Source organism: Endozoicomonas sp. ISHI1 (assembly GCF_024606225.1).
Classification (GTDB): Bacteria; Pseudomonadota; Gammaproteobacteria; order Pseudomonadales; family Endozoicomonadaceae; genus Endozoicomonas_A.
The window spans coordinates 176,694-191,424 of sequence record NZ_JAGRPU010000001.1 but is presented as its reverse complement, the minus strand read 5'-3'; the positions used below and the strand labels follow the sequence as shown (position 1 = coordinate 191,424).

General features: G+C 48.3%; 6 protein-coding genes. All 6 read right to left on the bottom strand.

The genetic code is table 11. The features are described from left to right. Positions 1-151: 151 nt before the first annotated feature. Positions 152-2,692: a lipopolysaccharide assembly protein LapB gene (locus KBW69_RS00730; protein WP_257279542.1), complete on the bottom strand. Its 2,541-nt coding sequence runs from the start codon at positions 2,690-2,692 to the stop codon at positions 152-154. Positions 2,693-2,797: 105 nt separating this feature from the next. Further along, positions 2,798-5,056, bottom strand: a complete 2,259-nt coding sequence (locus KBW69_RS00725; protein WP_257279541.1) for a lipopolysaccharide assembly protein LapB — start codon at positions 5,054-5,056, stop codon at positions 2,798-2,800. Positions 5,057-5,188: 132 nt separating this feature from the next. After that, positions 5,189-7,843 (bottom strand): hypothetical protein, encoded by a 2,655-nt coding sequence (locus KBW69_RS00720; RefSeq protein WP_257279540.1) that lies wholly within the window; start codon positions 7,841-7,843, stop codon positions 5,189-5,191. Positions 7,844-7,978: 135 nt separating this feature from the next. Next, on the bottom strand, positions 7,979-10,393 hold the full coding sequence (locus KBW69_RS00715) for a PABP-interacting PAM2 motif-containing protein (RefSeq protein ID WP_257279539.1): 2,415 nt from the start codon (positions 10,391-10,393) through the stop codon (positions 7,979-7,981). Positions 10,394-10,558: 165 nt separating this feature from the next. Beyond that, complete coding sequence (locus tag KBW69_RS00710) at positions 10,559-12,943, bottom strand: lipopolysaccharide assembly protein LapB (protein ID WP_257279538.1); 2,385 nt, start codon at positions 12,941-12,943, stop codon at positions 10,559-10,561. A gap of 152 nt (positions 12,944-13,095) precedes the next feature. Continuing rightward, positions 13,096-14,625 (bottom strand): WD40 repeat domain-containing protein, encoded by a 1,530-nt coding sequence (locus KBW69_RS00705; RefSeq protein ID WP_257279537.1) that lies wholly within the window; start codon positions 14,623-14,625, stop codon positions 13,096-13,098. Between the last annotated feature and the right edge of the window lie 106 nt (positions 14,626-14,731).

The window sequence follows — 14,731 nt, the reverse complement described above, 5'->3', positions numbered from 1 at the left end:
CCTTTGTGCACTTAAGACAGCAAAAGTACATAAGAGTTCACCCAAGCGCCTTAATGACCTGACCTTTTGGAATAAACCCCGCTCAGGATGAACGGAGTTTGGTTGCTCAGGATGAACGAGGCGACTGTACGGATGTCAATGCTTGGCTGCATTAGGTTCGCCGTGCCTGATGCTTCAGCTTTTCAACAGCCCGAGCTTCGTTGATTCGCCAAACGTCGTTAGCTTTAAACCTTTCTACCCGGCTGGGGTCAAGGGTTTCGGCTTTTCTGAACCATTCCTGCCATTCGTTTTCAGGGTAACCCATCATTCTGAGACAGTGCGCTTTTTGCGAATAAGCGCCTGCGCTCGGGGGGTATTTCTCCAGTGCGGATTCCACGTACTCAAGCGCTTTTTTAAGGTTATCTTGTCCTGCAGGATCATTGTCTTCTATCTGCTGAGAAGCCAGTTTGAAATAATGGATCGAGGTTGACAGCAGAGTATTGGCACTTTCCTGATACCCGGTAATCAGTTCCATAAATCTTGCTTCGCCGACGTATGAGGTCAGCAGTGCCAATTCACATTCACTGGTATGGTATAAATCACAGCAGCGATGAATCAGTCTTTGAGCCCGTTCATTTTTATCCATCACCTGCCAGAGGAGTACCAGGGCCAGATCAATATAGTGATTCCCACAGGGCTTGCACAGGTCTTCCTCAGTGTCATCGGGTTGCTTGCCACTCGCGTCCAGCAGCAGTTTTTCAGCCCGTGTATGTTTGCCCATTAGCTCCCAGATTCGCACCAGGGCCAGGTCAACCAGAGGGTTCCCGCAGGCCTTGCACAGTAAATCTTCAGTAGCCTCGGGATTCTTGCCACTCAGGTCCACCAGCAGTTTTTCAGCCCGTTTATAGTCGCCCGTTCTCCCCCAAAATCTCACCAGAGTCAGATCAATGCCAAGATTTCCAGAGCGTTTGCACAGCGCTTCCTCACCGGCGAAGGGGGACTTGTCGGCCATGTTCAACAGCAATCTTTCAGTCAGTGTATATTTGCCTTGCACCTCCCAATTTCTTGCCAGCGCCACATCAACATCTTTCTTCCCGGAAGGCTTGCAGAGACGTTCTTCGTTGTCATTGGGGTGCTTGTGACTCATGTTCAGCAGCAGTCTTTCCGTCCATTCATTTTTGCCCATCGTCTGCCAGAGTCGGGCCAGGGTCAGATCCAGGGTATGATTTCCACAGGGTTGACACAGGATTTCTTTATTGAGGCCGGGATGCTTACCAATCATATTCAGCAGCAGCTTTTCAGCCATTTTATATTGGCCTATCTGTTCCCAGTATCGGACCAGGGCCAGGTCAATTCCATAATCTCCACAGGGCTGACACAGGATTTCTTCACTGCTGCCGGGGCGCTTCCCGCTCATGTTCAGCAGCAGTTTTCCACAAAGTTCCAGCTTTTCCATGGACTGCCAGAGTAAGGCCAGGTTCAGATCAACCACACGCTTTCCGCTGACCCTGCAAAGCTTTTCAACACTGTCAGTCTGGTGCTTGCTACTCATGTTCAGGAGCAATTTTTCAGACAGATGATTTTTGCCCATGTTCTGCCAATGCCGACTCAAAGCTAGATCAATATCAAGATCTCCAAAAGGCCTGCAAAGAATCTCTTCACTGGCATTGGGGGACTTGCCACTCACGCTCAGCAGCAGTTTTTCAGCCTGTTCGTTTTTTTCCATTAGCTGCCAGAGTCGTGCCAGTGCCAGATCAATTTCATTATTTCCACTGGCCTTGCAAAGGCAATCCTCACTGTCATTGGATGATTTGTCACTGATGTCGAACAGCAACTTTTCAGCCCATTCATACAGGCCTCTCTCCTGTAGGAGTCGCACCAGGGTAATATTGACGATCTGGAGTCGTTTATGGAAGTGTTCTGCACTGGCAGGGCATTGATTCGACTGAAGCTTTCTGGTCAACTCTGTTTTCATGTTCACCAGGAGTGTTTCAGTCATCTGATGTTTGTCCATCAATGACCACAGTCGGGCATTAGCCATATCAGCGTCAAAATAGTTGGAATGCTGGCAAAGGATCTCTTCATCAGCATCGGGCTTTATATTTCTCAGTCTTATAAGTCGTTCTTCAGCTTTCGGGAACCACCCAAGTGCCTGTTCACAGAGGCTCAGGGTCAGGTCAAGGTGGTGAATTTTGGAAGCCCTGAGTGCAGTCAAGTGGCCTTTCAACCTGAGTTCTTCCAGACGAGTGCAGGCTTTTATCTGTTTTTCCCGGTTTTGCTCTTTAAGCGACCTTGCCAGCCCTATGACCGAGTTTTGGTAGTCGGATTGGCTCAATTCGTCCGGGCATTCTTCCAGGATGGCCAGGAATTGTTTTTCTGCATCGGTGAAATGTTGCTTTTTCAATGCTTTGAAAGCTTGGTCGACTTTTTGTTTAGCCGCCACAGTCGATTGCTTATTCGTTGACGGGTGCGGCCTTTGAGAAAAAGAGGCTCTGTGCGCACTGGTTTGCCGATGGCGAAGAGTTTGGGGCATTGCTGAAGACCTGGCCGAAGACCGATCGTCCCAAGAATCACGAGGAACAAAGAGTGGCGCATTCGGGTCTAATTTCGATGCAGGCTTTCTGTCTTTATCAGTGTCCTGATGGGATTCAGGCAAGCGATGTTGTGACGGTTGCGATGCAGAACCGTAGGCTGGTGGTAATCCGTAACTCATGGCAATGTAACCTCCCTTTATGCTCATAAGACAGCAAACGGGTATAGAAGTTCATGGCAGCGTCTTAATCCCGGAATTAAATAAAACGGTGAGTGGCAGGCAGGTTTATGTTCGCCGTGCCAGATTCTGCACCTTTTGAAGAGCTATCGCTTCGGTGATTCGCCAGGCATCGTCAGCTCTAAACTTTTCTACCCTGCCGGGGTCAAGGGTTTTGGCTTTTTTGAACCATTCACTCCACACGTCTTCGCTGTAACGCATCATTCTGAGGCAGTGCGCTTTTTGCGAACAGGCACTTGCACTCAAGGGGTTTTTCTCCAATGCGGATTCCACATGCTCAAGTGCCTTTTTAAGGTTATCTTGTCCTGACCCAGGGTCACCCTCTGCTATCAGTCGGGTAGCCAGCCTGAAATAATGGATCGAGGTTAACAGCAGTGTATTGGCACTTTCCTGACAGCCGGTCATCATTTTCATAAATTTTGCTGTCCCGGCATGCAGACTCAGCAGTGCCAATTGACATTCGCTCGTTTGGTAGAGATCACAGCAACGCTGAATCAGTCTTTGGGCCCGTTTATTTTTATTCATCATCTGCCAGAGGCGTGCCAGGGCCAGATCAACATCGTGGTTCCCGCTGGGCCTGCACAGGTCTTCCTCATTGTCATCGGGCTGCTTGCCAATGATATTCAGCAACAGTTTTTCACACTGTTTATAGTCGCCCATTGCCTCCCAGACTCGCACCAGGGCCAAGTCAATCAGAAAGTGCCCACAGGGTTGGCACAGTATTTCTTCAGTGGCTTTGGGGGACTTGCCACTCATGTTCAGCAGCAGCTTTTCAGCCCGTTTATTCTCGCCCACTCTCTCCCAATATCTGGTCATAGTATGGTCTATGATAAAATCACCACAGGGTTTGCACAGCTCTTCTTCACTGGCGAGGGGAGACTTGCCTGCCACGTTTAATAGCAATTTTTCAGCCCATTTATATTTGCCCAGCATCTCCCAAACTCTTATCAGAGCCAGGTCAATATCCTTATTCCCGCATGATTTGCACAGGCGCTCTTCATTGTCATTGGGGTGCTTGTGACTCATGTTCAGCAGCAGTCTTTCTGCCCATTCATATTTCTTTATCTCATACCAGAGTCGTGCCAGAATCAGATCCAATTCATCATTTCCACAGGGCTGACACAAGATGGCTTCATTGAGGCCGAGATGCTTGCCAACCATGTTCAGCAGCAGTTTTTCAGCCAGGTGATATTTGTCCATGACCTCCCAATGCCGCACCAAAGTCATATCAATATCAAGATTCCAATAAGGCCTGCAAAGGATTTCTTCACTGGCATTGGGGTGCTTGCCACTCATGCTCAGCAGCAGTTTTTCAGCCTGCTCGTTTTTTCCCATTAGCTGCCAGAGTCGTGCCAGAGCCAGATCAATTTCATCATCTCCACAGGCTTTACAAAGTAACGCCTCACTGTTGTTGGATCGCTTGCCACTCATTTTCAGTAGCAGGTCTTCAGCCCATTCATACAGGTCCCTCTCCTGCAAGAGTCGCACCAGGGCAATATTGACGGTATGGAGTTGTTTACGCAGTCTTTCTGCAACGCCTCTGTATCGATGTGACTGCAGCATTTCGGTCAGCTCTGTTTTCATGTTAACCAGCAGTGTTTCAGTCATCTGGTGTTTTTTCATAAACTGCCACAGTCGTGCATTGGTGACATCAGCGTCAAAATTGTGAGATTTCTGGCAAAGGATCTCTTCATCAGCGTCGGGATTTATGTTTCTCAGTTTTAACAGTCGTGTTTCAGCATCAGGAATCAATCCAAGCGCTATTTCACAGCGGCTCAGGGTCAGGTCAAGGTTAGGAATTCTGGAAGCCCCGAGTTCAGTCAATGGTTCTTCCGACCTGAGTTTTTGCAGAAGAGAACAGGCTTCTTTCTGTTTTTCCGGGGTTTGCTCTTTCAGCGATCTTGCCAGCCCTATGGTTGCGTTTCGTTCGTCGGCCTGGTTGAGTTGGCCCCGGTATTCTTCTAAGGTGGACCGGAATGTTTCTTCTGCATCGGTGAAACATTGGTTTTTTAGTGCTTCGTAAGCCTGGCTGATGTTTTCTTCAGCCGCAATGGGCGATTGCTTCTTTCTTGAGGGCTGCAAACCCCGGGAAGAAGGTACCCCGTGTGCAGTGGTTTGCCGACGATGAATATCCTGGCCGTTCGAAAACCGGTTCTCCCACGAACGACGAGGAACAAACGGTAGCGCATTCGGGTTTAAATCAGATGCAGGCTTTCTGTCCTGATGAGCGTCCTGATCGGATTCAGGCAAGCGATGTTGTGACGGTTGCGATGTTGAACCGTAGGCTGGTGGTAATCCGTAACTCATGCAAAGTGACCTCCCTATGCTCTTAAGACAGCAAACATACATAAGAGTTCATCCAAGCGCCTTAATTACCTGATCCTTTGGAATTCAATATTGCTGGCTCATTGGCCAGACTCTTATTTTCGCCGCAGGCGCTTATGTTTGCTGTGCCTGATTCTTCACCTTTTCAACAGCTCTGGCTTCGATGATTCGCCAAATGTCGTAAGCTTTAAACTTCTCTCCCCGTCCGGGGTCAAGGGTTTCGGCTTTTTTGAACCATTCGCTCCAAACGTCTTTACTGTAATTCATCATTCTGAGACAGTGGGCTTTTTGCGAACAGGCGCTTGCATTCCTGGGGTATTTCTCCAGTACGGATTCTGCATACTCAAGCGCCTTTTTAAGGCTATCCTGTCCTGTCTCAGGGTCGCCATCTGCTATCTGCCGGGAAGCCAGACTGAAATAATGGATCGAAGTTAACAGTATTCTATTGGCGCTTTCCTGATACCCAGTCATCATTTCCATGAACCTTGCTGTTCCGGCATAGGTACTCAGCAGTGCCAATTCACATTCACTCGTATGGTATAAATCACAGCAGCGATGAATCAGTCTTTGAGCCCGTTCATTTTTATCCATCATCTGCCAGAGCATTACCAGGGTCAGATCAATATCGTGCTTCCCAGAGGGCTTGCACAGTTCTTCCTCAGCGTCATCGGGGTGCTTGTCACTCATGTTCAGCAACAGTTTTTCAGACCGTGTATATTTGCCCATATCCTCCCAAATTCGCACCAGAATTATGTCAATCTGAAGGTGCCCACAGGGCTTGTACAGGTCTTCCTCATTGCCATTGGCGGACTTGCCACTCATGTTCAGCAGCAGTTTTTCAGACCGTTTATATTCGCCCACTCTTCCCCAATGTCTCACCAGAGTCAGGTCGATTGTCAGATCTCCAGAGGGCTTGCACAGCGCTTCCATACTGGCAAAGGGAGATTTGCCAACCATATTCAACAGCAACCTTTCAGTCAGTGTGTATTTGCGCTGCATCTCCCAATTTCTTGCCAGCGCCAGATCAATATCTTTCTTCCCGCAAGGCTTGCACAGGCGCTCTTCATTGTCATCGGGGTGCTTGTGACTCATGTTCAGCAGCAGTCTTTCTGTCCATTCATAGTTGCCCATCGTCTGCCAGAGTAAGGCCAGAGCCAGATCCAGGACATTATTTCCAGTGGGTTGACACAGAATTTCTTTATTTTGATTGGGTTTTTTGCCCATCATGTTCAGCAGCAGCTTTTCAGCCCTGTTATATTGGCCTACCTGCCCCCAGTATCGAACCAGGGCCAAATTAATTTCATAATTTTCACAGGGCCGACACAGGATTTCTTCACTGTTACCAGGGTGCTTGCCGCTCATGTTCAGCAGCATCTTTCCGGAAAGTTCAGGTTTATCCATGATCTGCCAGAGTCGAACCAGAGTCAGGTCAATCTCACGCTTTCCAGTGGGCCTGCAAAGCCTTTCAACACTGTCACCAAGGTGTTTTCGACTCATGTTCAGTAGCAATCCTTCAGCCAGGTGATATTTGCCCATGACCTCCCAATGCAGCGCCAAAGTCAGATCAATGTCGAGATGCCCAAAAGGCTTGCAAAGCATCTCCGCACTGGCATCAGGGTGCTTGCCACTCATGTTCAGCAGCAATTTTTCAGACCATTCGTGTTTGCCTTTCGTCTGCCAGAGTCGCACCAGGGCAAGGTCAATTTCACGATTTCCAGAGTGAGTGCATAGAATTTCTTCACTGGCATTGGGGTGCTTGCCACTCATGTTCAACAGCAGCTTTTCAGCCCGTTCATTCTTTCCTGTCAACTGCCAGTGTCGTGCCAGAGCCAGATCAATTGCATTATCTCCACAGGGCTGAGAAAGGATCTCCTCGCTGTCATTGGATTGCTTGCCAATCATGTCCAGCAGCAGGTCTTCAGCCCATTCATACAGGCTTCTCTCCTGCAAGAGTCGCACCAGGGCAAGAGTTACGATACGGAGTTGTTTATAGAGGGTTTCTGCAGTAGCAGTGCTTGGATTCGATAGTAGCTTTCTGGTCAGCTCTGTTTTCATGTTCACCATCAGTGTTTCACTCATCTGGTGTTTTCCCATCAACTTCCAAAGTCGGGCATTGGTAATATCAGCGTCAAAATTGTGAGATTTCTGGCAAAGGATCTCTTCATCAGCATCGGCTGTTTTATTTCTCAGTCTTATCAGTCGTGTTTCAGCATCCGAAAGCAATCCAAGTGCTTGTTCACAGCGGCTCAGGGTCACGTCAAGGTTAGGAGTGGTGGAAGCCCCTAATGGAGTCAATGATCCTCTCAATCGAAGTTGTTCCAGACGATAAAAGGCTTTTTTTTGCTTTTCCCGGTTTTGCTCATTCAGCGATCTTGCCAGTCCTATGACTGAGCTTTGGTAGTCGGCCTCGCTGAGTTGGCCCCGATATTCTTGCAAGGTAGCCTGGAATTTGTCTTCTGCATGGGTAAATTGTTGGTTTTTCAGTGCTTTGTATGCTTCATGGATTTTTTTTTCAGCCGCTTCAGGCGATTTCTTTCTGGTTGACCGGTGCCACCTCTGAGAAGAAGGTGCCCTGTGGGCAGTGGTTCGCCGACGGCGAATAGTTGGGAGCGTGTCAGAAGACTGATCGCTGCTCGAACCACGAGGAACAAACGGAAGCGCATTCGGGTTTAAATCAGATGTAGGCTTTCCGTCCTGATGAGCATCAGGCAAGTGGTTTTGTGAAGGTTGCGATGTTGAACCGTAGGCTGGTGGTAATCCGAAACTCATGGCAAAGTAACCCCTCTTTATGCTCTTGAGACAGCAAACGGACAAAGAAGTTCATGGAAGTGCCTTAATTACCTGGCCCTTTGGAATGAAACAGTTCTGGCTCATTGGTCAGACTCTTATTTTCGCCGCAGGCGCTTATGTTCGCAGTGCCTGATTTTTTACCTTCTCAACAGCAGAAGCTTCGATGATTCGCCAGTCGTCGTAAGCTTTAAACCTGTCTACCCGGCCTGGGTCAAGAACGTTGGCTTTTTTGAACCATTCCTCCCACTCTTCTTCTTTGTAATTCATCATTCTGAGGCAGTGCGCTTTTTGCGAGCAAGCGCTTGCAGTCTCGGGATATTTCTCCAGTGCGGATTCCACAGACTCAAGTGCCTTTATAAGGTTATCTTGTCCTCTCTCAGGGTCACCATCGGCTATCTGCCGGGAAGCCAGATTGAAATAATGGATCGAGGTTGCCAGCAAGGTATTGGCACTTTCCTGATACCCGGTCACCATTTCCATAAATCTTGCTTCCCCGATGTATGAGTTCAGCAGTGTGAATTCACATTCACTGGTATGGTATAAATCAGAGCAACGATGAATCAGTCTTTGAGCCCGTTCATTTTTATCCATCACCTGCCAGAGGCGGACCAGGGCCAGATCAATATCGTGATTTCCGCTGGGGGTGCACAGGTCTTCCTCAGTGTCATTGGGTTGCTTGCCACTCATGTCCAGCAGCAGTTTTTCAGACCGTCTATGTTCGCCCATTGCCTTCCAGTTTCGCGCCAGGGCCAGGTCAATAAGAAGATGCCCGCAGGCCTTGCAAAGGTCTTCCTCATTGTCATCGAGCTGCTTGCCACTCATATCCAGCAGCAGTTTTTCAGACCGTTTATTCTCGCCCACTATCCCCCAATATCTCACCAGAGTCAGGTCGATGTTAAAATCACCACAGGGTTTGCACAGCTCTTCCTCACTGGCGAGGGGAGACTTGCCTGCCACGCTAAATAGCAATTTTTTAGCCCATTCATATTTGCCCAGCATCTCCCAATTTCTTATCAGGGCCAGGTCAATATCGTTATTCCCGCAAGGTTTGCACAGGTGTTCTTCATTGCCATTGGGGTCTTTGCCACACATGTTCAGCAGCAGACTTTCAGCCCATTCATAGTTGCCCATATCATGCCAGAGTCGCGCCAGCTTCAGATTCAGATCATAATTTCCGCAGGGTTGACACAGGATTTCTTTGTTTTTGCCGGGCTGCTTGCCAAGCATGTTCAGTAGCAGTTTTTCAGCCAGATGATAGTTGCCCGTGATCTCCCAATGCCGCACCAAAGGCAGATCAATATCAAGATTCCCAAAAGGCCTGCAAAGAACCTCCTCACTGGCATCGGGGTGTTTGTCACACATGTTCAGCAGCAACTTTCCGGACGGTTTGTGTTTATTCATAATTTCCCAATGCCGCACCAAAGCCATATCAATAGCAAAAACCCCAAAAGGCCTGCAAAGAATCTCTTCACTGGCATTGGGGTGCTTGCCACTCATGTTCAGCAGCAGTTTTTCAGTCCGTTCATGCTTTCCCATTACCTGCCAGAGTCGTGCCAGTGCCAGATTAATTTCATTATTTCTACAGGGCTTGCAAAGGAACCCCTCGCTGTTATTGGATCGCTTGCCACTGATGTCTAACAGTAACTCTTCAGCCCATTCATACAGGCCCATCTCCTGTAAGAGTCGCACCAGGGCAATATTGACGGTACGGAGTTGTTGATGCAGTGTTTTTGCCATGGCTCTGTATTGTTTCGACAGCAGCTTGTCGGTCAGCTCTTTTTTTATGTTCACCAGAAGCGTTTCAGTCCTCTGGTGTTTTTCCATAAACTGCCACAGTCGGGCATTGGTAATATCAGCGTCGAAATTGTGGGAATGCTGGCAAAGAATCTCTTCATCAGCATCGGGATTTATGTTTCTCAGTTTTAACAGTCGTGTTTCAGCCTTTGAAAGCAATCCAAGTGCTTCTTCACAGCGGCTCAGGACCAGGTCAAGGTAAGGAATGGTGGAAGCCCCGAGTTTAGTCAATCGTCCTTTCGACCTGAGTTCTTCCAGATGAGAACAGGCTTCTTCCTGCTTTTCCGGGGTTTGCTCATTCAGCGATCTTGCCAGACCTATGACTGAGTTTTGGTAGTCGGCCTGGCTGAGTTGGCTCCCGAATTCATCTATGACGGCCTGGAATTTTTCTTCTGCATCGCTGAACTGTTTGTTTTTCAGTGTTATGTAAGCTTGGTTGATGTTTTCTCTTGCCTCTTTGGGCGATTGCTTGTTCCCTGACGGGTGCGGCCTTTGAGAAAAAGATGCCCTGTGCGCAGTGGTTCGTCGATCACGAATAGTTGGGGGCGTACCCGAAGATCGATCGTCATCGCCGCCCGAACCACGAGGAACAAACGGTTGCGCACACGGGTTGAGTTTAGATTCAGGCATTGTTTCCTGATGAATGTCCTGATTGGCATCTTGATTGGCATCAGGCAAGCGATGTTGAGACGGTTGCGATGTTGAACCGTAGTCTGGTGGTAATCCGTAACTCATGGCAAAGTAACCTCCTTTTACGCTCTTAAGACAGCAAAAGTACATAAGAGTTCACCCAAGCGCCTCAATGACCTGACCCTTTGGAATAAACTCCGCTCAGGATGAACGGGGTTTGGTTGCTCAGGATGAACGAGGGGACTGTATGGATATCAAGGCTTGGCTGCATTAGGTTCGCCGTGCCTGATACTTCAGCTTTTCAACCGCTTGAGCTTCGGTGGTTCGCCAAGAGTCGTTAGCTTTAAACTTTCCTCCCCGGCTGGGGTCAAGGGTGTCGGCTTTTCTGAACCATTTCTGCCATTCGTCTTCAGGGTAACGCATCATTCTGAGACAGTGAGCTTTTTGCGAATAAGCGCCTGCACTCGGGGGGTATTTTTCCAGTGCGGATTCCACGTACTCAAGCGCTTTTTTGAGATTATCTTGTCCTGACTCAGGGTCATTGTTTGTTATCTGCAGAGAAGCCAGTTTGAAATAATGGATCGAGGTTGCCAGCAAGGTATTGGCACTTTCCTGATACCCGGTCACCATTTCCATAAATCTTGCTTCTCCGATGTATGAGTTCAGCAGTGCGAATTCACATTCACTTGTATGGTATAAATCAGAGCAACGATGTATCAGTCTTTGAGCCCGTTCATTCTTATCCATCACCTGCCAGAGGCGGACCAGGGCCAGATCAAGATCGTGATTTCCGCTGGGTGTGCAAAGGTCTTCCTCAGTGTCATTGGGTTGCTTGTCACTCATGTCCAGCAGCAGTTTTTCAGACCGTCTATGTTTGCCCATTGCCTTCCAGTTTCGCGCCAGGGCCAGGTCAATAAGAAGATGCCCGCAGGCCTTGCAAAGGTCTTCCTCTGTGTCATCGAGCTGCTTGCCACTCATGTCCAGCAGCAGTTTTTCAGACCGTTTATAGTCGCCCGTTCTCTCCCAAAATTTCACCAGAGTCAGATCAATGCTAAGATTTCCAGAGCGTTTGCACAGCGCTTCCTCACCGGCGAAGAGGGACTTGCCGGCCATGTTCAACAGCAATCTTTCAGTCAGTGTATATTTGCCCAGCACCTCCCAATTTCTTGCCAGCACCACATCAAGATCTTTCTTCCCGGTAGGCTTGCAAAGACGTTCTTCGTTGTCATCGGGGTGTTTGTCACACATGTTCAGCAGCAGTCTTTCTGCCCACTCATAGTTGCCCATCAACTGCCAGAGTATGGCCAGGGCCAGATCCAGGACATGATCTCCACAGGGTTGACACAGGATTTCCTGATTTTGATTGAGCTCTTTACCCACCATGTTCAGCAGCAGCTTTTCGGCCATTTTATATTGGCCTATCTGCTCCCAGTGTCGGACCAGGGCCAGATCAATTTCATAATCTCCACAGGGCTGACAAAGGATTTCTTCACTGTTACCGGGGTGCTTGTGACTCATGTTCAGCAGCAGTTTTCCACAAAGTTCCAGCTTTTCCATGACCTGCCAGAGTAGGGCCAGATTCAGGTCAACCCCACGCTTTCCAGTGATCCTGCAAAGCCTTTCAATACTGTCAGTCTGATGCTTGTTACTCATGCTCAGCAGCAGTTTTTCAGCCTGCTCACTTTTTCCCATTAGCTGCCAGAGTCGTGTCAGTGCTATATCAATTTCATCATTTCCACTGGCCTTGCAAAGGAAATCCTCACCGTCACTGGCTTGTTTGTCACTGATGTCGAACAGTAATTTTTCAGCCCATTCATACAGGCCTCTCTCCTGTAAGAGCCTCATCAGGGTAATATTGACGACCTGGAGTCGTTTATGCAGTGTTTCTGCATTGCCAGGCCATTGATTCGACAGCAGCTTTCTGGTCAGCTCTTTTTTCATGTTCACCAAGAGTGTTTCAGTCATCTGGTGTTTGTCCATCAATGACCACAGTCGGGCATTAGCAATATCAGCGTCAAAATAGCGGGAATGCTGGCAAAGGATCTCTTCATCAGCATCGGGCTCTATATTTCTCAGTCTTATAAGTCGTTCTTCAGCTTTCGGGAGCAACCCAAGTGCCTGTTCACAGAGGCTCAGGGTCAGGTCAAGGTTAGGAATGACGGAAGCCCCGAATGCAGTCAATGGTCCATTCAGTCTGAGTTTTTGCAAATGAGTACGGGCTTTTTCCTGCTTTTCCGGGGTTTGCTCTTTTAGCGATCTGGCCAGCCCCAGGACTGAGTTTTGATAGTCAGCTCGGCTGAGTTCGTCCGGGCATTCTTGCAAGATGGCCAGGAATTGTTCTTCTGCATAGGTGAAATGTTGGTTTTTTAATTCTTCGAAAGCTTCGTTGACTTTTTGTTTTGCCGACTTAGACGATTGCTTGTTGGTTGACGGCTGCGGCCTTTGAGAAAAAGATGCCCTGTGCGCAGTGGTTCGCCGACGGCGAATAGTTGGGGGCGTGTCCAAAGACCGATCATCCCTCGAACCACGAGGAACAAACGGTAGCGCATTCGGGTTTAAATTAGATGCAGGCGTTGTTTCCCGATGGGCATCAGGCAAGCGGTTTTGTGACGGTTGCGATCCTGAACCGCAGGATGGTGGTAATTCGTAATTCATGGCAAAGTAACCTCCCATTGTGCTCTTAAGACAGTAAAAGTAAATAAGAGTTCTCCCAAGCGCCTTAATTACCTGACCCTTTGGAATTCAAAAGTGCTGGCTCATTGGCCAGGTACTGATGTTCGCCTTGCCTGATTCTTCACCTTAAATTATTACGTCCTTTGTAGTTCAGTGATTTCCACCGAGTGATCCCAACTGCCGGTTACCACATGGCTGCCATCGGCGCTGAAGGTGGCTGATGAGATCGTGGAGCAATGGACAATGCTGGCTTTCTCTGACCATGTCCCATCATCTTTCTCGCCAATGATTTTCGCCGTGTTGTCCCTGCTGGCAGTCACCACATGGCGGGCATCAGGGCTGAAGGTAACAGACAAGACGCCATACTTATGCTTGAAGATGATTTTTTCTTCCCATAAGCCATTGGCTTTCTGGCCGATGATTTTCACTATGCCATCGTCACTGGCAGTCACTGCATGACGGCCATCGGGACTGAAGGTGGCCGAGTTGACTTCAGCATCGTGGGGGATGATGGCTTTTTGTACCCATGATCCATCGGCCTCCTTGCTATAGATTTTCGCCTTGGAATCCTTACTGGCGGTCACCACATGATGGCCATCGAGGCTGAAACTGGCTGCATTGACAAGCTCATCATGGGGAATGACACCTTTTTCTTCCCATGATCCATCGGTCTTCTGGCAATGGATTTTCGCCGTTCTGTCGTAACTGGAGGTGACCACCTGGTGGCTATCGGCGCTAAAGGTGGCTGATGTGACAAAATTATTATGGGAGAAAATGGCTGTTAATCTCCATGATCCATCGTCATTCTGGCTATGGATTTTCGCTGTGTTATCCCAACCGCTGGTTATGACATGGCGGCTATCGGTACTAAATGTGGCTGAGCTGGCGGTGTGCCTGTGGGAAATGATGACTTTTTGCTCCCATGATTCATCGCCCCCCAAACTATATAGTTTTGCTGTGCCATCCCAACTGACGGTCACCACGTGTTGGCTATCGGGGCTGAATGTAGCTGATAAGACCATACTTTGATGGGGAATGGTGGATTTAACTGCCCATGATCCATCTATCGTATGGCGGTAGATGATCGCTTTGTTGTCTCTATTGGCGGTGACCAGATGGCGGCCATCGGCACTGAGGGCGGCTGAGTTGATAATTGCTTTTTCGTAAATGATGGATTTTGAAACTAAATTAAACTTTTCACAATCAGACATCAGCTGAGTCTTGGTGAAATACAACAGAGCAGGTGAATAAACACTCTCCTGACGACGGTCTGTAAGTGAGCCAACGAGTGCCTTATCATTCGTAAATGACTGCAACCAATCACGGAGTTGACTCTCATTTTTTGTCGTGATGGTTGCTCTTAGTTGATACTGGTGATGAGCAGGAAACTGGCGATACCATGCTTTTGCCAGAGCATTATCTTTTTTGACAGCATCGTGAAGGTGGTTGCATGCCTGTTGTAAACGGTGAATATCCCGAAGCTTCAAATAGCGAAAAATAATAGAAAAGGGTAATGGAGATAAATCCAGCAATGAAGTTTTTTTCTCATCAGCTATAGCAATGACTCTACCTGCACTGATGCCCGTTGGTGCTGTCGATCGGGCTGGTATAGTGGGTATTGGCTGTGGATCTGCAATACCGGAGTGACTATTTGGTCCATCCATGTCTGGTTCTCCGAAAGTTAGCATTTATCATTGATTAGAAAGCACATACAAAAAAGATGCGGTGAGTTAGAGTCAGTTTCGGAATAAAAGTTCATAACCCGTTGTT

What these genes read in the sequence shown, in the direction of transcription:
- KBW69_RS00730 (WP_257279542.1), bottom strand. Translation starts at nt 2,692, where the DNA reads ATGAGTTACGGATTACCACCAGCCTACGGTTCTGCATCGCAACCGTCA.
- KBW69_RS00725 (WP_257279541.1), bottom strand. Translation starts at nt 5,056, where the DNA reads ATGAGTTACGGATTACCACCAGCCTACGGTTCAACATCGCAACCGTCA.
- KBW69_RS00720 (WP_257279540.1), bottom strand. Translation starts at nt 7,843, where the DNA reads ATGAGTTTCGGATTACCACCAGCCTACGGTTCAACATCGCAACCTTCA.
- KBW69_RS00715 (WP_257279539.1), bottom strand. Translation starts at nt 10,393, where the DNA reads ATGAGTTACGGATTACCACCAGACTACGGTTCAACATCGCAACCGTCT.
- KBW69_RS00710 (WP_257279538.1), bottom strand. Translation starts at nt 12,943, where the DNA reads ATGAATTACGAATTACCACCATCCTGCGGTTCAGGATCGCAACCGTCA.
- KBW69_RS00705 (WP_257279537.1), bottom strand. Translation starts at nt 14,625, where the DNA reads ATGGATGGACCAAATAGTCACTCCGGTATTGCAGATCCACAGCCAATA.